17 protein-coding genes and 2 tRNA genes are annotated in these 21,036 nt (G+C 38.3%); 2 read left to right on the forward strand and 17 right to left on the reverse strand.

From position 1 onward, the window contains the following. Nucleotides 1–273: 273 nt before the first annotated feature. From ftsH to spoIIE, 6 genes are all read right to left on the reverse strand, one after another. A complete protein-coding gene (gene ftsH, locus ACWPVE_RS08720) occupies nt 274–2,214 on the reverse strand; it encodes an ATP-dependent zinc metalloprotease FtsH (protein ID WP_453992513.1) in 1,941 nt (646 codons plus the stop codon). A 130-nt stretch (nt 2,215–2,344) separates the two neighbouring features. Next, nucleotides 2,345–2,884, reverse strand: a complete 540-nt coding sequence (gene hpt, locus ACWPVE_RS08725; protein ID WP_453992514.1) for a hypoxanthine phosphoribosyltransferase — start codon at nt 2,882–2,884, stop codon at nt 2,345–2,347. Between the two features lie 4 nt (nt 2,885–2,888). Continuing rightward, the gene (gene tilS, locus ACWPVE_RS08730) at nt 2,889–4,289 is read right to left on the reverse strand and encodes a tRNA lysidine(34) synthetase TilS (protein ID WP_453992516.1); all 1,401 of its coding nucleotides are present in this window, start codon (nt 4,287–4,289) and stop codon (nt 2,889–2,891) included. Nucleotides 4,290–4,358: 69 nt separating this feature from the next. Further along, a complete protein-coding gene (locus ACWPVE_RS08735) occupies nt 4,359–5,384 on the reverse strand; it encodes a protein kinase domain-containing protein (RefSeq protein WP_453997429.1) in 1,026 nt (341 codons plus the stop codon). Further along, on the reverse strand, nt 5,350–6,090 hold the full coding sequence (locus tag ACWPVE_RS08740) for a VWA domain-containing protein (RefSeq protein ID WP_453992518.1): 741 nt from the start codon (nt 6,088–6,090) through the stop codon (nt 5,350–5,352). The genes ACWPVE_RS08735 and ACWPVE_RS08740 overlap by 35 nt, the downstream gene beginning before the upstream one ends. Nucleotides 6,091–6,166: 76 nt before the next feature. Further along, nucleotides 6,167–8,653, reverse strand: coding sequence for a stage II sporulation protein E (gene spoIIE / locus ACWPVE_RS08745; protein WP_453992520.1), 2,487 nt, complete (start codon nt 8,651–8,653; stop codon nt 6,167–6,169). Nucleotides 8,654–8,987: 334 nt separating this feature from the next. Between spoIIE and ACWPVE_RS08750 the strand changes: the two genes are divergently transcribed. Then, nucleotides 8,988–9,061: transfer RNA gene (locus tag ACWPVE_RS08750), tRNA-Met, on the forward strand. A 137-nt stretch (nt 9,062–9,198) separates the two neighbouring features. Beyond that, nucleotides 9,199–9,270 (forward strand) — tRNA-Glu (locus tag ACWPVE_RS08755). A 131-nt stretch (nt 9,271–9,401) separates the two neighbouring features. On the opposite strand, the gene ACWPVE_RS08760 is transcribed toward ACWPVE_RS08755, so the two are convergent. The 11 genes from ACWPVE_RS08760 to pth form a co-directional block, all read right to left on the reverse strand. Further along, entirely contained in the window at nt 9,402–9,821 is a 420-nt protein-coding gene (locus ACWPVE_RS08760; protein WP_453992522.1) for a S1 domain-containing RNA-binding protein, read from the reverse strand. Between the two features lie 80 nt (nt 9,822–9,901). Continuing rightward, complete coding sequence (locus ACWPVE_RS08765; protein ID WP_453992524.1) at nt 9,902–10,276, reverse strand: FtsB family cell division protein; 375 nt, start codon at nt 10,274–10,276, stop codon at nt 9,902–9,904. 15 nt (nt 10,277–10,291) lie between these two features. Further along, nucleotides 10,292–10,927 carry a spore cortex biosynthesis protein YabQ gene (gene yabQ / locus ACWPVE_RS08770; RefSeq protein WP_453992526.1) on the reverse strand — a complete coding sequence of 212 codons (636 nt, stop codon included), beginning with the start codon at nt 10,925–10,927 and terminating at the stop codon, nt 10,292–10,294. Continuing rightward, a complete protein-coding gene (gene yabP / locus ACWPVE_RS08775; RefSeq protein WP_453992528.1) occupies nt 10,924–11,229 on the reverse strand; it encodes a sporulation protein YabP in 306 nt (101 codons plus the stop codon). The genes yabQ and yabP overlap by 4 nt, the downstream gene beginning before the upstream one ends. Nucleotides 11,230–11,332: 103 nt before the next feature. After that, on the reverse strand, nt 11,333–11,593 hold the full coding sequence (locus tag ACWPVE_RS08780) for an RNA-binding S4 domain-containing protein (RefSeq protein ID WP_453992530.1): 261 nt from the start codon (nt 11,591–11,593) through the stop codon (nt 11,333–11,335). Nucleotides 11,594–11,609: 16 nt separating this feature from the next. Next, a complete protein-coding gene (yabN, locus tag ACWPVE_RS08785) occupies nt 11,610–13,058 on the reverse strand; it encodes a bifunctional methyltransferase/pyrophosphohydrolase YabN (protein ID WP_453992532.1) in 1,449 nt (482 codons plus the stop codon). After that, entirely contained in the window at nt 13,055–14,680 is a 1,626-nt protein-coding gene (locus tag ACWPVE_RS08790) for a putative polysaccharide biosynthesis protein (RefSeq protein ID WP_453992534.1), read from the reverse strand. The genes yabN and ACWPVE_RS08790 overlap by 4 nt, the downstream gene beginning before the upstream one ends. Before the next feature lie 390 nt (nt 14,681–15,070). After that, nucleotides 15,071–15,607: a stage V sporulation protein T gene (spoVT, locus tag ACWPVE_RS08795; protein ID WP_453992535.1), complete on the reverse strand. Its 537-nt coding sequence runs from the start codon at nt 15,605–15,607 to the stop codon at nt 15,071–15,073. A gap of 511 nt (nt 15,608–16,118) precedes the next feature. Beyond that, nucleotides 16,119–19,655, reverse strand: coding sequence for a transcription-repair coupling factor (mfd, locus tag ACWPVE_RS08800; protein WP_453992536.1), 3,537 nt, complete (start codon nt 19,653–19,655; stop codon nt 16,119–16,121). Nucleotides 19,656–19,814: 159 nt separating this feature from the next. Beyond that, nucleotides 19,815–20,045: an anti-sigma-F factor Fin family protein gene (locus ACWPVE_RS08805; RefSeq protein ID WP_453992537.1), complete on the reverse strand. Its 231-nt coding sequence runs from the start codon at nt 20,043–20,045 to the stop codon at nt 19,815–19,817. Nucleotides 20,046–20,304: 259 nt separating this feature from the next. Further along, nucleotides 20,305–20,868 (reverse strand): aminoacyl-tRNA hydrolase, encoded by a 564-nt coding sequence (gene pth, locus ACWPVE_RS08810; RefSeq protein ID WP_453992539.1) that lies wholly within the window; start codon nt 20,866–20,868, stop codon nt 20,305–20,307. Nucleotides 20,869–21,036 lie beyond the last annotated feature (168 nt).

Here is a 21,036-nt window from a genome sequence, read left to right on the forward strand (position 1 = left end):
ATTCCACAATTAAAGAGTCTAAACCCATCGAACACACGCACGAAGCCCTATTCATCTTAGTTATAACATACTTCGATTAGCGTGCTTTTGTTCTCTGGCCTTGTTTACAAATTGACTAAGACCTTAAGCTACTCGATACAGGCAATTTTTGCAATGTATCGCTCAAGGCTATTTCATAAGGCAAACTAACCAATTAAAATATACGATAGACAATAACATTTTTTCTAAGCAACAAAAAAGGTGCCTACATTTGGTAGTAGGCACCTTTTACTTTTACTCTTCTTTATCCTTGTTTTCGCCTTCTGTTACATTCTCATCTTTTTTTGAATTGATTGTAACTCGCACGTCTTCTTTCGATTTGTCTTCATTGTCAGTTCCTACTGGTCGGTCGGGTAATTTCCCTTCTTCCCAAAGGCTTCTGATTTGACCAGCATCTAATGTTTCAACCTCAAGTAATGTTTCAGCGATAAGCTTTAGTTTATCCTGATTTTCAGTTAGGATTTTTCTAGCTTTTTCATAACTTTCTTTAATAAAACGTTGAATTTCAAGGTCGATTTCGTGAGCAATTGCATCACTGTAGTTTTGCTCGTTATGGATGTCGCGTCCTAAGAACACTTGACCACCCTGTGCCTGACCGAATTGAAGAGGACCTAATTTTTCACTCATTCCATATTCAGTAACCATTTTACGAGCAATACCTGTAGCACGTTGGAAGTCATTGTGAGCACCTGTACTTACTTCTCCAAATGTAATTTCCTCAGCTACACGACCGCCTAATAAACCTGTGATCTTATCCAATAATTCTGGTTTTGTCATAAAGTAACGGTCTTCCTTAGGAAGCATTACTGCATAACCACCAGCTTGACCTCGAGGTACAATTGTTACCTTATGAACCATATCTGCTTCATCCAGAACCATTCCGATAACAGTATGCCCTGCTTCATGGAACGCAACAATATTGCGTTCTTTTTTCGAAATGACTCGATTCTTTTTCGCAGGACCCGCAATAACACGGTCTGATGCTTCATCAAGATCGTTCATATCAATATTTTTCTTGTTTTGTCGGGCTGCAACAAGTGCTGCTTCATTAAGTAAGTTTTCAAGGTCTGCACCAGAGAAACCTGGAGTTCTTGCTGCAATTGCCTTTAAATCAACTGACTCATCAAGAGGCTTGTTGCGAGCATGTACTTTTAATACAGCTTCTCTTCCCTTGACATCTGGACGGTCAACTGTAATTTGACGGTCAAAACGTCCTGGACGTAGTAATGCTGGGTCTAGAATATCTGGACGGTTTGTTGCTGCAATGATGATAATACCCTCATTTGCACCGAATCCATCCATCTCTACTAGCAATTGGTTAAGGGTTTGCTCACGCTCGTCGTGACCTCCACCAAGACCTGCACCACGCTGACGACCTACTGCATCAATTTCATCAATGAAAATAATACATGGCGCGTTTTTCTTTGCATTTTCAAACAGGTCACGCACACGTGAAGCACCGACCCCTACAAACATTTCCACAAAATCCGAACCACTGATGGAGAAGAAAGGAACTCCTGCTTCACCAGCACACGCACGGGCAAGCAACGTTTTACCTGTTCCAGGAGGTCCATTAAGGAGGATCCCTTTAGGAATTCTTGCACCGAGTTCAGCATATTTACGTGGGTCTTTTAAGAAATCAACAACCTCGACAAGTTCTTGTTTCTCTTCATCCGCACCTGCAACATCTTTAAATCTAACCTTTTTCTTCTCTTCGCTATATAACTTCGCCTTACTCTTACCAAAGTTCATAACCCTACTTCCGCCACCTTGAGCTTGGTTAAGTAGGAAGAAGAATAAAATAAAGATAATAACAAATGGGATAATCGACGTAAAGAAAGTTACCCAACCACTTGTTTCCTTCGCTTTAAGTATATCGACGTCTGCGTTCTTCGCAGCCTCATAAATCCGATCAACTTCATTTTGGCTACCGATAATATTTGTTACAAAGTATTGATCCTCTTTATACCCGTTTAGTTGGCCTCTAACTTCAAAGACGCCTCTTTCAGGTTGTACCGTAATAGTCTTGACATCTCCTGCTTCGAGATGTTCAACAAATTTGCCATATTTCATCACTTCAGGCTGGCCATTTGCTCCTTGGAAAAAGCTAACCACACCGATAATGACTAAAAATATGAGTAAATAGAATATGACATTTCTAAAAATTCGATTCATCCCTTACCTCCTCCCGCAGTGAACAAACTATACTAAATAGTATCATAGATAATAATTGCGATTCAAATGATTTACGTATAACCTACAAAAAGGTTTCAATAAAAGAACAAGTTTTTCCAGAAAGAGAAACTTACTCCGAATAAACCTCAGGTTTTAACACTCCAATATACGGTAAATTACGATACTTCTCAGCATAATCAAGCCCGTAACCAACAACAAATTCATCAGGAACAATAAATCCAACATAGTCTGCGCTAATATCGGCTTTTCTTCCAGTAGGCTTATCCAATAATGTGACAATTTTAATAGACTTCGCCTTACGGTAACGGAATAATTCGACGATATAACTGAGCGTAAGTCCACTATCAATGATATCCTCGATAATTAGTATGTCCCTTCCTTCAACAGACGTATCCAAGTCCTTAATGATTTTTACCTCACCAGAAGATACTGTTGAATTACCGTAGCTTGATACATCCATAAAATCCATTTCTAAGTATGTATCCACTCGTTTTAACAGATCGCCCATAAAAGGCATAGCGCCTTTTAAAATGCCAATCGCTAAAGGAAATTTATCCTTGTAGTCCTCTGTTAAAGTATGGCCTAAATCCTTAATTTTTTGCTGGATTTCTTCCTCACTAAATAAAATCTTCTCAATGTCATGCTTCATTTACTTAAAGCCCCCTAGATACTTTCGTGTATTGTAGTACGATATAGTGTGATCTTGTTTTACATGTTGCTTCATATGCTGATTTTTTCAATCCTGGAAGCCATAGAATCTCTCCATGATCATCCTGAACAATCGGCCAAAGGTCACGACAGTGAAGTGGTATTTTTCCATCAATGAAAATATCCTTCACTTTTTTGGAACCATTCATTCCTTTTAATGTCATTTTATCCCCAGGTTTTCTTGTTCGGACATAAATCGGTAAATGAATAATAGTTGGATCAATAATAAAGCAATCATTCCCGACCACATCAACGGGATAACTCTCCCACACTTCACTCTTTAATTCACTACCATCTTCAAGTTTATAAAGCCCTGATGTATCAATGCGTACACAATAGGGGCTTGATTTCACCTTATAATCCGTATAAGTATATGTACAACTATCATAAGATTTTACAATTCGCAAACCAGATGGAAAATGTAATTCTCCGGATGGATGGTCACTTGCCAAGAAGGTTAACAAATTGTCAATATGTACGGCAGAAAGAGTTGGAGGAAGTTCCCTGTAGAGATAGTTTAATATTAGTTGAATCCCTCTTCTTTGTAAAGATTTTGGCATTGTTAAAAATGAAGGTATTTCAATCTCTATTTCGTTTCTTTCATTCCTTTTCATTACTGTATTCATTTTTTCAATTGTTAATTCATCTAAAACTTGATTATCCTCTGTTAAGTGCTGATTAAATTGTAAAAAATGTTCATGAACAGCAGGATTTTCCTGTTTTAAAAATGGTAAAACATAATGTCGAAACCGATTTCTGGTGTAGTCATCCTTTTCATTCGACGGGTCTAGCCTTGGCATAAGATTATACTCTTTGCAATAGGCTTCAATTTCAGCTTTTGTCACCGCCAAAAATGGGCGAATGATTCTTCCACATGAAAATGGGCGCTGTATTTGCATTCCCGCATAGCCAATTCCTTTGCTACCACGTACTAAACGCATGAGTATTGTTTCAATTTGGTCATCGCCATGATGACCAAGTGCTAAATAGTCTGCCTGGTGCTTCTTCATCACCTTATCAAAAAACTGATACCTTACTTCCCTTGCGGCAACTTGAGAGCTTAGACCATGTTGTTTTTTATAGGATGTCACATCGAATTGGATTGATTCAAATGGAATTTGATATCTATCACAAAATCCTTTTACATATAATAAATCCTCTTCTGACTCTTTCCCACGAAACATATGGTCAACATGAGCAGCAATAATCCTTGATTCCTTTTGATGGTGTAGCAAATAATGAAGTAGCGCAAGGGAATCTGGCCCCCCAGATACCCCCACTATTATCGTTGAATCCTTTAATATTAATTCATGTTTTTCAATAAATCGGTTCACTTTTTCAATCATGATTGGACCAATCCTTTTAACTTATCTGTAAAAGTCATTATTTTTATCGTATCACTTTGTAACTCATTTTTACAGGATTTGTCCATATAGGTAAAGTAAATATCCGAGTGATACAAAAAGTAACAATAATACAGTTTCGAGAACTCCACCTTTTTGTTTTTTCGTCTTTGGTTTTCTATTTGTCCTCGATAAATTGGAATGTGCATTTGATGTTGTAGTACTAGTCTTTGATTGGGCCTTTCTCGCTGACCGTGTTTGATATGCAGAAGACTGAGCCTTTTGCGCTCGACTTAATTTTGCGACTAAATCTTTTCTCATTTCAGCTGCCCGCTGATATTTCCCATCAATTGCTTGATAAAGTACCGTATCTATTTTACTGAGTGAATCTGTGTTTGCAATAATAGATTTTAATTGTTTTACTGGTTGTTCGGTTCTTGTAAACCGATTCGGGTAGGCGGTGTTAATGAAAATCATTGCAACCGCAAATAAATCATATGAAGGTTCTGCTTTTCTCGAACCAGTTCCCCAATAGCCACGGTCAAAGAACTCCGTAAACTCCTTAATAGCCCGCCCTTGTACTGTTGTTCCACCAACATCGATACAACGGATTCTTGGGGGATTTCCAGTAACAAGTAGATTATCAGGTTTTAAGTCCCCAAACACCCATCCATTTTGATGGAGACGATCTAAATCAGACAGCAATTGCAAACACAAAATACCCGCCCACTCTTTTCCTCTTTTTTCTACAAAAGATAGAAAGGTCTCCCCTTTGATATATTCCATTACATAAAAGGAAATGGGGCTTGTATATCCTGGTCTTATCCAGTCATCAACATCTATAAAAGAAGGCCCAAGGGCAGAGCCTTGGACCTTCGAAAAGTGTTTTAGTACATTTACCTCTGACGTAATCGTCACGCCATTTTCACTTATTTTTAAAGCCACAGGGCCATTCATACTTTCCGCTAAATAGACAATACCATTGGCACCTTGTCCTAAAGGTCTTACAATTCGATATGATTTTTTATGCCATTTTCCAGTAATTACAGTACCAGGGGAAACCTTACATACCTGACTCTTCGTAGTATTGTTCATCATCACGAGACAACAAACTCCTTAAAGATCTTTTTTTCTTGAAGTAGGTAATAGCTTCGCGAATTGCAGGACCCGTTGGTGTAATTCCACCAGTTGTTAGCTTCGGAAAAATACTAGACAAGGATTCTAGTCTTGGCGTCCAATCTAATACCCTCTCTACCTCAACTCTTTTCCCGGGGAATACAAATACTGAAAATTGATTGTCTCCCATTCTCGCATTTAGGCTAATGGATAGATCAAGCAAAGCCTCCTTTACTGTAGGTAGTTTATGTTTCATACTCGCACTTGTATCAACTAAAACAAGAACCTCTAAATCAACAGTTTCACCTAGTTCATCAACTACTTCCATGACCTCACCACGTTTTTCAGGAGGAAGGTCTTCCATTGACGTCTTTGCTCCAAGAATTTGCTGGAGCTCCTTATTTACAACACCTTGCAAGGTTTGGGTCATTGCTTGTCTCGTTACCATTTGAACAGTTTGTGACAATTGAGTGGAATAGACGATTTGATTGACACCTCCACCCGCAGTTGCAATCCCCTCGATTTCCTTCATCCCTTGTTCATCAATCGTATCCTGTTCTACTACACCTATGACGTTAATGGTCACTCCTTGCTCTCTAGCAAGTGCAGCCATAGCAACTGGATCTTCACCTTGGTTTGAACAACCGTCTGTAATTAATAGAATTTGTTTCAAAGTTCCTTTTTGCACGTTTCATCCCCTCCTGGTTACTTAAGTTAGTAACAGGATGGACGGATTGATAGAATTTTAAACCTCCTTCCATCTGTCAGATGGCTTTACCTTTCGTTTTTTGATAGGCATAGGCAGGGATGGCTGCCCATTTTGGTGTATTATGTTTTATTTTCGTTACTACAACAGTCATATCATCTTCAATTTGCCCCGATCTTGTACGAATAACCTCCTCCATGATAAGATCTGCTATTTCTTGAGGATCGTCGGTCTTGATTTCCTTAATCTTACGTTTCATCCACATATCATAGTTCTCAACATGCTTCGGTCCCTCGAAAATACCATCACTCATCATAATTAAAAGATCCCCTGCTTTTAGTTGTTCATCTACAACCTCCACTTCAAAGTCCTCAATGATCCCCATTGGTAGATTACTTGCCTGTATTTTACTAATCTTATCCCCTCTCTTTATATAGCTTGGTGTGGATCCAATTTTTAAAAATTTTGCACTTGCATCCTGAAGGTCAATAACCGCCAAATCTAGCGTAGAAAAGATCTCATCCGTCGTCCGCAATGATAGAATTGAGTTTACAGATTTAATCGCTACTTTCTCTTCGATGCCAGATTGAAGAATTTTCTTTAATAACTCTAATGTTTCATTACTCTCATAATGGGCACGTTCCCCATTCCCCATGCCATCACTAATAGCAACCGCGTGTTTACCAACACCGAGCTCAATCGTTGAGAAACTATCACCTGATACTAATCCACCACCCTTAGCAGCATGGGCTACTCCTGTATCTATTACAAATGCTTTTGCAGAACCAAGTGTTACATGACAATATCCATTTGGGTATGCAGAGCATTCCTCCTTTTTAACTAGAATCGTTTCTTCAAGAATATCCGATAACATCGGTGCAATTAATTTTTCACATTCCCCACTTCCATTGCAGTATGGAATACTTAGTTCAATATCTACATTACCTTGTTCTACACTATAAATTTCTACATGACCAATTTGAATACCAAATGTTTGCAACGCATCTAGTATTTGTTCTTCTAACACATGGTAATTTTCACCTTCTCGTTGAATTTCCATCGCAAAATCACTCATTACTTGAGAAACACCTAATAATTGATCAGCTACTAGTCTCCGACTCTCCTTTACTTGTTTCTTTAATTTTTGATTAGCTTGATAATAGGTCAATTCCTGTTCTATTGCATCGATCACTTTGTTTGAACGAACACAATGTTTGTCCCAGTCTCTCGTAAGTTTGTGATTATACTGGAGGGTATTTGTTTCACAACCATGCATAATATCGTGCATAAAGTCATATGTTTTATTAAAGTTCTTGGACCAGCACGCCTCCTTTTTAAAACAAGATTGACAAGTCTTTTCCGTGACATTGCTTAAGAACAAATCTACTTCACGGTCTTTATCATCTTCATCAGCGGGATATCCATATTCTGAAAAGCTGTTTGCAAGCGCTTCAAATACCGTCGAGAATTGAGAGACACGATTTGCCGTTACATCTCGAATTTTACGAAGGTATTGTTGTTGTTCTGCATGATGCTCAGGTGTGCCTGGAATATTTCGCGCTATCTTACTGATTACCCCTTTAGGCGTCAGTAAGAATAATAGAATGGCAACACCAGATTCATATAAAGTAGGAAGGAAGTTACTAGCTCCTTCACCATAAAGGCCAATTAACAGAGTCCCTACAATGAGTCCGATAGCCACTCCTGCCTTCTTTCCTTCTTTTAATAAGCCACCGAGTAAACCAGAAAAAGCAAGCAAACTCATTTGAGACAAGCTTGTTACATTAGCAAGACTTAAAATTAGGCCTGTTACAACCCCTACCGTTGAGCCAATAGTCGCTCCTGCGACGAAAGCAAACAGGAGGACAACATATCTTGATAAAATATTCGATATGGACAGTTCGTATACAAACCAGCCCATTGTCCCTGTTAACACAGAGGCAATTAAGATAATCAAACAAATAATTTCTTCCGTTTTATATGATTGTCTTCTTCGTTTCTCTGTTAACAATGGTACACTTTGAAGAAAAATTAACGTTAAGATAAAAGCTAAACCTGACCCAACACCAACCATTACCCCATCATGAACTGTAATAGAACCTTGTGTAACATATAGGATTCCCATCTTCGTAGTAGCCGATGAAAGCAAAACAATTGTTGGCAGGTACTTAAGAAAATCTACTTTAAATCTTTGAAGGAACTTATAGATTACGAGAAATAGAAAAATGGATAGAACTGCAAAAATAGTTACATCTGCCGAAAGAGTGAATGACCCTACGATAATGGCTGCCATCGCCACCCCAGCTTTGCCCTTTTTGAGCAAAAATACGCTCGCAAAAAATGGAAGTGCAAAAGGGGTCAATTCATCGAGTATCAGGGCTCGTCCCAATAAAAACCCGACAACTACTAGTAATAGCCCTTTTAGTAAAAATAGATTTTCAAGTTTTGCTAGGATTTGCTGAAACCATCTTGATACAGTGTCTTGCGTTTTACTGATCGCTACATCTGTGATTGGCCCGCTCATATTCCTCTCTACTCTTTCCATTTACAAACACTCCCCGTATTTAATAGTTGTTTGTAATTATACAGTTGTAGGAATTCATATTTTGTCAAAACATCAGGAGGAAATGGAAAAAGTATTCGACTGCTTGTCTAGTTTTCCTACAAAATATATGTCACTTGACGAATTTTAGGATGTATTTGAGTAAGATTTGTGGAGAAATGCAGCCATTCGTTGTGTCTATTTTGTGAATTTTTGTATTATTTTCCTCTTCAAATAAATATATTGACGAACGAATAAACAGAAGGTATTATATATCTTGTGCCTACTTACTAGAGTTTAGACAAAGATTGTCGAACACTATGTAGCTTATATATATGGCGGTGTAGCTCAGCTGGCTAGAGCGTACGGTTCATACCCGTGAGGTCGGGGGTTCGATCCCCTCCGCCGCTATCAGAAATGCTGAAGCGACTCGAACAGAAATGAGAAAACTGGAAACTCCGACGAAGAAGCGTTCTTTGCTTCATTCGAAGAAGTTGAAGTTTCTCGAGTTTCTAGTCGCTGAAGCTAGACACACCATAAATAGTTTAGGCCCGTTGGTCAAGCGGTTAAGACACCGCCCTTTCACGGCGGTAACACGGGTTCGAATCCCGTACGGGTCATATAAAAACAGTGCAAGTTTTACTTGCACTGTTTTTTTGTCGTATTCTATTGAGATAGTTTTTACTAAAACAAAAAGCACCCAATAGCGATTGGGTGCTTACAATTTATATATTATAGCAACAGCAGCAGGTTATCCTCTTCTCGCTCCACGTCCACCGCGTTTTGACTCAGTGTGACGCTTTAGGGAAGATAGACGATCTTCACTGTCTTTAAGAAAGCGATTCATTTTTTGTTCAAAGCTTTCTGGTTTGTTTTGATGTTGGTCCCTTCTATTATTACGCGGACCATTGTTGCGCGGACGCTGTGGTTGTGGCGTTTCTTTTGCCTTTTTAATAGACAATCCAATCTTTCCATCTTTCTCAACATTTATAACCTTGACCTCTACTTGGTCACCAACTTTTAGATGCTCATTAATATCTTTAACATAATTGTCAGCAACCTCACTAATATGGACAAGACCAGTTGAGCCCTCTGGCAGCTCCACAAACGCTCCGAAATTCGTAATTCCTGTTACCTTCCCTTGAACCTTGCTGCCTACTTCAATTGACATAAAAAAAATGCTCCTCCTTAAATTTGAACAAAATCATTTAATTACATTATACATAATATAAAAATCAAGTGTCAATAAGGCTAAGACCCATCCCCAACTTTAAAGATGATTTCACCTTCCTTAGATAGAAAATAATCCCTGCGAATTATTTTTTCAATATATTCATCACTATTGAGTTTTATAATTTCCTCTTCAAGAAGGACTTGCTCATCTTCAAGCGTAGTAAGTTGCTCCTGTAACTTTTCTTTTTGAGCCATTTTTTCATTTATCGTTTTCTGTTGTGATACAACCATGGAAATAAGCCCATAGGAGATGATTGCAGCTAAGATAGAGAATGCAATCAATCTTCTAATCAAGCCTTTTCGTTTCATTTGAATGGCTTGTTCTTGCTGTTTATACTTTTCCATATAGGTTGATTGTAATTGTGTTACATTTTTCTTTCCTACTGCACTCATTGTAGAGAATGCCTCCTATTTTTTCCTTATCTTTTTCCACCATTTTATCAGTATAGGTTTGATATTCTCTACCTTTTTCAAAAATCCTGCACACTTTTGAAAAAACTTTTCAACATTTTTCGTAACAGTTTGTGGTAGTAACTTCCAGATAATGACCCCGATCCACTTTATTGGGGTAAAACAGATTTTAAGAATGATCCAGCCTATCTTCAGGAGGATCTTTCCAAGAACCAGAAGTATATTTAATATACCCAATAAAATCACGATAATAAGCTGGTACAGCATTTTAATAGGTCGAACAATGAGTAATTCACCTGTTTTAAGTAAAAACTCATATATACGAATGATGGCTTGAATCACATGTTCTAGCAGTCTAACGTACATGGATTTTAATAAACTTTGGTATGCGGCAAATCCGCATAAAATCGCGATAAATACGTAAAATCGCAATTCTCCTTCATTGACCAGCAATAGTGTATAAAAAAACAATAGACCTTGTACAATCCAAAAAAGAATATCATTAATGAAAACAAAGAAATACTTGCGTTTGGAACGCTTTAGAAAACGTTGGTACGTATCAAGAGAGGCCCCTAGCCAACCACCCATGCAAATCATTGCAAGTAATGTGTAAAACTGGGTTGTTAGGTTCATCTAAATAACTTGCTAAAGAATCCTTTAGCTTTCTCCGTGGAATGGTCGTCCAAATAGTTAATGTCAAAAACCCTTCCCTTGATAGAGACGACGCCCTTTTCCACATCTAGATTTTTCATTTGCAGGTTTTGGCCACGAATGGCTAGGAAGCCCATAACAGTTTCAAGCAAAAATTCTTCATTATCAAAACTCTCTACCTGTTTTACACCTGTTATATCAAGAAGCTTACGACTTCTCATGATTACATCATGCTCTTGTACAGTTCCTTTATTAGACGGCGATCCATCATAGTATTGGTTCATCCCTTTAACCCCCACATTCATACTTAAGTGGTCAGAATACCCACTTGTCTAATAGTAAAATGTATGAGATTGTGGTGGAATTTAGAACAAGCCTTATGAAGTTTTATGCTTCTACTTTTTCCTCTTTTACTACGGAATAGAGCTTGTTTGCATCTTCCTTTTTCGTTGTTTCCTGTAGGTCTTCAATTTTCACAGTGATGATTTTCTGTCCAAATCGAATCGTTAACTCATCACCTATTTTTACATTACTGCTTGCTTTTGCTGCAGTTCCATTAATGAGAATCCTACCTTGGTCAGCTACCTCTTTTGCTAAAGTCCTTCTCTTAATTATGCGAGACACCTTTAAAAATTTATCCAACCGCATATGTTGTCACCTCTTTCTATAGTCCGTATTCTTTCGCTTTTTCCCAGATAGCATCTAGTTGTTCAAGCGTTTGTTCCTCTATTTTTAACCCTTGTTTTTTTATTTCTGTTTCTATAAATTTAAAACGTCTTGCGAACTTTTGGTTGGTCATCACAAGGGCTTCTTCAGGGTCAAATTTATAAAATCTTGCAATATTTGCTAAAGCAAAAAGAATATCCCCAAACTCTTGAACAGCTTCTCCCTTTTGCTTGTTTGCAACGGCTTCCTTGTATTCATGGATTTCCTCAAAAACCTTCTCCCACATAGGTTCGACATCGTCCCAATCAAATCCTACCTTCGCCGCTTTTTTTTGATACTGAACAGCTTTCATTAATCCTGGCAACCCTTTTGTTACATCATCCAATATAGATAATTCGTCATCTTTGCTCCCTTTTTCTAGGCGCTTAATTTGCTCCCAGTTTGAAACCACTTCTTCAGCTGTATCTGCTGTAGAGTCTCCGAATACATGCGGGTGTCTTCGGATCATTTTTTCAGAAATCCCCCGAATGACATCATCGATTGTAAACATTCCTTCATCCTCTCCAATTTGGGCGTGAAGAAGGATTTGGAGTAGTACGTCCCCTAGTTCCTCCGCTAAATGATCGTCATCTCCGCTGTCGATAGCATCAAGCACCTCATAGGTTTCCTCTAGCAAATATTTTTTCAGGGATTCGTGTGTTTGTTTTTGATCCCACGGACACCCACCAGGGCCACGTAATGCTGCTATCACTCTTCTAAAGGTTCGAAAATCGTGATAGAGAAGCTCTTCTTCTTTCACAGGCGGGACATAGACACTTGTTAGATTGTTTACTTCGACACCTCGATCTAATTCATATAGAGAAACCTTCGTGATTTTTTCATCTTTGCTCCCCGCTGCTGTTACGATATAAACTTCGTAGTCATCAGGAAATTGCTCCATCAATGTTAGTTTCACATTAGAAGCAATGTATTGATCATATACCTGACAGATGATGATATGTTGAGATAACTGCAGCTCATCTTTTTCAAAGGTTAAGGCATCAAGGAATTGAAATCCTTCAATGGGATCAATTTTTAATGAAGCCAATAACGGATCGATAAAACTTTGACCACCTTCTATTTTTACCTGCAGGGTCTCATCCTCCAGTAATAATTGAGTTGTCTTTTCCGCTACCATCGGGTGTCCAGGTACAGCATATACGATGTCCTTTGTTTTTGCTTCTTTTTTTAGGATATCGACAATTTCATCATAAACAGACTCAAATTGATCATGTTTTTCATAAATTTCATCAAATGATTGATAGGTAATTCCTTCTGCTTCTAATTCCTTTATTACAGGATGCTCCTTTGTTCGAAGAAACAAATGTTCTGAATCTGTGAGTTTTCGATAGATACCAAGCGGCAGTTGTGATAAATCTCCCGCTCCTAATCCAATAATTGTTATCATACCTTTTTCCCTCCTTTAAGAAACCTCATGAAAGAGGCCCCTTTTGACCCTACTGGGATTTCTGAGAGCTCTTCATCAGTGAAGACACTCCCTCTTAAAATGAAAAGTAAATAGGTGAAGCCTCCAGCCATAACAGATGTCAAGGCCTCGAAGCTGGCAAATGCACGAGTTTCCACTACTGTTGGGAATAGTATGTTCAAGGCCCTTGAATAACAAAAGATAACGAGCCCCATGACGACTGTTGCAAACAGAATACGGAAAACAAACGTAAAACTCTTTAGCACATTTGGTAATTTCCTTTTTAAAATGACTATATGTAGAATGGCTATTACGCCAAAGGCGATAAAGGTAGCAAAAGCGGACCCAACCGTTTCATATTGTGGAATAAGTAGCAGGTTAAATAACCATTTGATTAGCACCCCAATCACAACAACAATAGCTGGTAAGTATGAGTGCCCTAACCCTTGCAAAATGGCGGTAATTGCTTGAGACAAAGTTGTAAATAAAATAGAAAAACCGATAATCATTAGAACGTTTGTTCCAAGATTGTTACGAAAGAGCATGATATTAGTTGGTTCTAATACACAAGCAAGTCCAACTGCTGCTCCAAGTCCAACAACCACACTTAAACGGAATGTAAGGTCAACCTTCCTTTCAATAAACTCTACATCGTTTCTTGATTTTGCACTGGCGATTAAAGGAACAAGCGACAAAGCCAATGATGTCGCAACTACTGTTCCGAGCTGTAGCAAAGGTTGTCCCCGATCATAAACTCCTTTTACCTGCTTCGCAACCTCTTCTTCCATACCACCTGTCACTAATAATGAATACACAGTAAATGAATCAACGAGCTGAAAGAGAATGAGCAGTAAAGCACTAATACAAATTGTCATTCCTTGTGTCAAAAGGATTTTGATGATATCTCTTGATTTTATCGTAGCTTTCTTAATCGAAGACCATACAAAGACCTTTTTCCTCTTCAGTAAATAAAATAATAAAACGAAAATGGCTGCAAGGCCGCCTGTAATTGATCCAAAGATTGCCCCCGCCCCTGCTTCATATGCACCGTATCCAAAATCCAATAGAAGAATTGACATGAGGAGAATCGTTATGACCCGTATGGATTGTTCGGTAACCTGAGACACCGCTGTTGGTATCATGTTTTTATACCCTTGAAAAAAGCCTCGAAAAACGGAGATAAACGGCAATAATAAAAACGAAAAGGAAATGACTCTTACCAATGGTGATAGATTCCTATCTCCCATCCATCCCGCAATCATCTCAGCTCCCCAATATAAGAAACCAAAAATGGCAATCCCAATCCCTAATAAAGTTAATAAGGTGATAGAGAGTATTTTCAAGACTGCCGCTTCATCTCGATGCTCTACTTTTTCTGCTATAAGTTTTGAAATAATGACTGGAAATCCATATGTAGAAAACACAAGGACTATTCCGTAAATCGGATATGCCTGTTGATATATGTAAAAACCAATATCCCCTGCTATATTTTGATAGGGAATCCGGTAACCTGCACTTAGTATCTTGGTGATTAAACCAGCAATGGTTAGCGCGAATGCACCTTCCCAAATTCGTTTTGATCGCTCTTCGGATTGGACGTTCATCGCCCATCTCCTCCCAATGAATTTTCCAGTGTATTATAACATACTTGCTGTTTAATCGCCTTGATAGAAGTGACAAGGTCTCGTTAACGAAAGAAAAGGCAGCTACAATAGCCACCTTTTCTATACTACATTTAGCTTTTTAGCGATTATATTACGAAAAGCTTTGCTTAAACATCTCCAAGGTTTAAAGCCAAAGCACTCCAGTATCAAACAATTCTTGCACATGTTTGTCTTATACTTGTCAGACTGAACAGTTAAGGAAAACTTCGAATGCATAATCATCCCACGAAGAATGCAAATCAACCCCAATGGTGTAATGAGTCCACGAATGCCACATATCATAGCGGACTTTCGTAAATGCATGTTCCACAGAAATTGCTTTTTTCTCTTTTATTGTTCCATCTGTCGTGCGAGAAATCCAGCTGCAGTTTCTACCGCTTTTTGTTCTACCTCACCAAGGGACTTTTCCTTTGATAAAATGACAACTGCACCAATTGGATCCCCATTTGCAATTATAGGACCGATTGTATACGATGAGATTGTCTCATCAGCACCCTCTACGATGGATATTTGACGTTCTTCCGTTTCTAAGATTGAAGTTCTGTCTTCCATCGCTTTTTCTATTAGTTCGCTAATATTTTTATTTAAGTATTCTTTTTTAGATCCTCCTGCAACTGCGATAAAAGCATCGCGGTCACAAATAAGTACTTGATGCCCTAAGCTATCAAATAGTGCTTCTGCATACTCCTTCGCAAAATCGCTTAGTTCACTGATTGGGGAGTATTTCTTTAAAATGACCTCTCCATCGCGATCAACGAAAATCTCTAATGGGTCTCCCTCTCTAATACGTAACGTTCTACGGATTTCCTTTGGGATAACTACTCGACCTAAATCATCAATACGACGAACAATACCAGTTGCTTTCATTCTTATGATGCCTCACTTTCATCTGATGATTAAAGAATAGTGGTGATTGTTGGAATGTTCAAAGGTCGGGTGAAAATTGACACAGCTAGTAGAGGACCTTCAATTAACTACCGACACGTGCTGTGTCAAACAATTGAAGTACCCACATTCTGTGGAACTTGTTGGCGTGTTATTTCGTCCCACTCGTATTAACTGCATACCCACTGGCACTCAACATTTCGCTGCCTCGATGTTTCAAATCATAGGATGTGCTAGTGTTGACAAGACATAAGAACTTGATGTTTTGTCAACGTGGTCCTTTCCATCCTCCCATTGAACACTCATTTGATGTACATTTTGTATAGATTTGAATAAATCACCATTTGTTGTTGAGTTTAGTATCTTACACCAACAAAGTTCTATTCACGTTGATTGTGTTTTTTCACAACAGGAAAAAATAACCATACATCAGAACTATCGGCACTTAAGACTTTGGTTCTATTCGTCATATTGTTATGGGTATAGAGATAACTTATACCGCATTTACATTTTCTTTTTTCACATTTTGTAAACCTTTCACCATCTCATAGATGATTCCTAACCATTCGTTCACTTCGAGTCCCTTTGTTTGGATGACAATCTTTAACTTACTGCCTTCCATTCCAAGACCAACCATTCGTCCAAAGGTATTACCGAGTTTAAATATCTTCTGACCATCGATTTGACTGCTAGCTTCATCAGATAGAAGAATTGTGACTTCTTGCTTAGCTTGTTTGATGGATATTACCTGTTCAGCTAATGCATAGACTTTAATTTGAGCAATTTTGAATAAGTAGTCAACTTCTACAGGATATTCACCAAAACGGTCAACCATTTCTTCTTGAAGTTCTTCCACATCTTCCATAGTTGTAATACCTCTAAAACGTTTATACATATCAATTTTTTGGCGACCATCTGAAATATACGCATCTGGAAGATAGGCATCCACCTCGACATCAATCTCCACATTTGCTTGTTTTACAGCCGTAGTATCACCTTGGCGTTCTGCAATTGCTTCTTTCAACATTTGAGAGTAGAGGTCAAATCCAACAGAATCGATATAACCATGTTGTTGTGCACCTAATATGTTTCCAGCACCACGTATCGATAGGTCACGCATGGCAATTTTGAACCCAGATCCAAGCTCGGTAAATTCTTTAATGGCTTGAAGTCGTTTTTCAGCTACTTCATTCAGTACCTTATCCTTACGATAAGTAAAATACGCGTAGGCAACTCGATTTGAACGTCCTACTCGTCCTCTTAACTGATAAAGCTGTGAAAGTCCCATTCGATCTGCATCCTGAACAATCAATGTGTTAACGTTTGGTATATCAACACCTGTTTCAATAATAGTCGTTGTAACAAGGACATCAAACTGACCATCAAGAAAATTTAAGATCACGGATTCTAGTTCATTTTCTGTCATTCTTCCATGGGCATAAGCAATTCTTGCATCTGGAACAAGCATAGAGATTTCTTCTGACTTCCGTTCGATATCCTCTACTCTATTATATAAAAAGTATACTTGGCCATCCCTTGCCATTTCCCGTTCAATAGCTTCTCGTATTAGTTCACCATTGTATTCAACCACATATGTTTGAACAGGAAATCGGTTCTCTGGCGGTGTCTCAATTACCGACAAATCACGAACACCAAGCATCGACATATGAAGTGTTCGTGGAATTGGAGTTGCAGTCAATGTGAGAACATCAATATTTGCCTTAAGTTGTTTGATTTTTTCCTTATGCGTAACACCAAAACGTTGTTCTTCATCGATAATTAATAGACCTAAATCCTTATACGTAATGTCCTTAGACAATAAACGATGTGTTCCGACAACGATATCAACTGTTCCGTTATTCAATCCTTTTATTACTTCTGTTTGCTGTTTTCTTGAACGGAAACGATTTAATAGACCAATTGAAATCGGAAAGTCCTGGAACCTCTCACGTATTGTTTCATAATGTTGCTGTGCCAAAATCGTGGTTGGCACTAAGAAAGCAACCTGTTTTCCGTCCATAATTGCCTTAAATGCAGCACGTATCGCAACCTCTGTTTTTCCATAACCCACATCTCCACAGAGAAGGCGATCCATTGGACGTTCTCGTTCCATGTCCTTTTTAATTTCCTGAATCGATCGTAATTGATCCTCTGTTTCCTGATATGGAAAGGAAGCTTCAAATTCTCTTTGCATTTCCCCATCAGGTGAAAAAGCAAATCCTTTACTCGCTTCACGCTCAGCATATAGTTTTATCAGATCATCTGCTATATCCTGAACAGATGATTCAACCTTCTTTTTAACACGCTTCCAGTCGGTTCCACCTAATTTGTATATCTTCGGTTCTTTTCCTTCAGACGCTACATATTTCTGCACTTGTTCGATTTGATCAACTGGTACATAAAGCTTGTCACTGCCCTGATAGCGGATATGCAAATAGTCCTTGTGGATTCCGTTAATTTCTAGAGTTTCAATCCCTAAATACTTACCAATACCATGGTTCACGTGAACCACATGGTCGCCGACTTGCAATTCAGAATAGCTCTTTATTCGCTCCGCATTTGAAAGCTTTTGCTTTCGTTTTGTTTTTTGCATTTTTTTCTTAAAAAGCTCTTCTTCTGTTATGACCGCGATATGTTGCAAAGGTAATTCAAAGCCATCCTGGAGATCACCAATTAAGATTTGAGGCTTACCTAGCAAAATATCTCCATCACTTTTACTTGTAATTGCATCGATTTCATAGTCTGACAGGACCTGTTCTAGCTTTTTAACTCGTTCTTCATTCGAACCAAGAAAAATGACAGAGTAATTCCCTTTCTGCCATCGTTCCAGCTCCGCTTTTAGCACATGCATCTGTCCATGGAAATTTTGCATTTGTTTACAAGACATATTTAAAATATTCTGTGGGCTTGTATGTGGTACATGCCGTAAGAAAAGAGAAAGATACACCAAAGGATTTGTCGATTGTTGAAGAAGCTTTGCGAACGGATGTGACAAGGTAATGTTATGAATGATTTCCCCTTGTGATAATAAGCTCGTAACGAAGTCAGCCTCTTCTTTATCAAGACTCTCAGCCATCTCCTGTACTCTACTAATTTCATCTATTAAAACGATCCCCTCAGCGGGTAAATAGTCTAGTAAACTAGCAGGCTGGTCGTAAACTAAGGAAAGGTATTTAAACATTTGTTCTATTGTTTGCCCATTTCTTAATTGTTCAAGTTCATATGAAATGTTCTCTAACAATAGTTCCTTTACCTTTTCATCCTTGATTTTCTTCAAGCTTTTGGCTAGTCCTTCTTCTAACACTTGTACGCCTTTTTCTAAATGCGACGGCGAAAGTAATATTTCAGTTGCAGGTCCAATCAAAATCGAGTTAATTTTCCCTTGTGATCGTTGGTCTTCAATTGAAAATGTACGAATTGAATCAACCTCTGTATCAAACAACTCAATACGAACTGGATTTTCCTCTGTTAAAGGATATATATCGAGAATTCCACCACGTACACTGTACTCTCCAGGTGCCGACACCATGGATACCCGTTCATAGCCCATTGCTATTAGTCTTTCTAATATATCGGATACCTCTATATCTTGGCCAACAGTAAATGATAACTGACTTTCTTTCCAGATTTCTTTGGGTGGAAGAAGCCTTTTTAATCCTGCAATTGGTGCAATAATGATTCCTTTAGATTGGTGATTCCAATAATTTAATGCTTCAATACGTTGTCCTTTTAGCTCTGGACTAGCGATTCCTATTTCCGAAGCAATTAATTCATTAACAGGATAAAGGAAAACCTCATCTTCATTTAAAAGTCCGTTTAAATCTTCATAAATTTTCTGCGCCTGGTACAAATTATGGGTGACGACCAAAATTGGCCGATTTGTCTGCCTATAAAGAGCAGCCGTAAATACTGTGCGAGCAGAGCCGGATAAACCTGCAATTAACTGTTCACGTAGTCCACCATCTATTCCATCAATAACTGATTTTAATTCATCATTATTCCCTATATATTGTTGTAGTCCCTTAAGCAACACAGGTAACCCCCTCTCGAAGTTTTTGCAAGTGTTTCACCACATGCATCAATGCTTTCTTTTATTTTCAGGTATACTTACCCCTGTTTAAAAAATGATACCTTCTCTATTTTACGTAAATAGAAAAACGCTTTGGTTGCATAGGCCAAAGCTTTTTTCTTATTGAATAAACGATTCGAATTGATGATAGTCAGGGTTGCGATGTAATGCTTCCTGACAGTCCTCACAAATTGTTTTTACAAGAATGTCTCCATTCGCTTGGTACGAAATCATCTCTTGTCGCTCTTCATCTGTTAATTGATGAAATCCAAGACTTTCACTATGCAAGGTCAAGTTATCAATGCTACCGACCTTCACACCACAATGTCTACAATGGTAGTGTAGTGACATAAGAATCCTCCTTTGCTGATACGTGCCACAGTTTATACTTTCTAGTATAAACCGCTATGAGGTTCTTTATTCACTACTCACATACCAAACAGATGTGCTTTTGTGAATGAACAATTGAGTTCACGTGATGTGTCACAATGACTTGCCACACTCAAGGAGGACGTTATTGTGAACGAACAACGTAAAAAAGTAATGACTGCTGGATACACTTACAATATTTATTGACGTGAATCCACTGACTATAGTTTAGTATACTATATTACTTTGCATTAAATTCATTCATCACTTGCAAAAACGGTGTAGATAGCCATGCTTGTGCTGCTTCAGAAGAATTTCGAATCGCATTTTTGATATCCTCAGACTCTTCCGCTTGGAAACGCCCTAATACATAGTCAGTTATTTTCATGCCATTTGTCGGACGATTGATTCCGATACGAATTCGCTTGAACTCCTGAGTACCTAAATGGTTAATGATGGATTTCATACCATTATGGCCACCAGCGCTCCCTTTTTCACGAAGCCTGATTTTCCCGACGGGTAGGTCAAGCTCATCATATATCACAAGTATCTCATCTACTAGAATATCATAATAATCCATTAGTGGCCTGATACATTCTCCTGATAAGTTCATATATGTTAGTGGCTTTAAAAGTAGAACCTTCTCGCCATTTACCATTCCTTGGCCAAATATCCCATTAAATTTCGCCTTATCTAGGGGGATATTTAATTGCTCTGAAAGCTCATCAATTACCTTAAAACCAATATTATGTCTTGTTTCCTCATACTGCCTACCTGGATTTCCCAACCCTACTATTAGCTTCATTTCTTCCCCACCTTGTTTCACTACTAAAGCATATTTTCATACCTTAGGCCATGCATAAAGCTAGCTAACCTTTTACAATAAATATACCAAGACCTAGAGGATCTTTAACACCCAGCCTAGGGCTTAATGTGGCAAAAGGACGTAACCTTTTTGGTTACGTCCAGCCCT

Source organism: Bacillus nitroreducens (assembly GCF_964021195.1).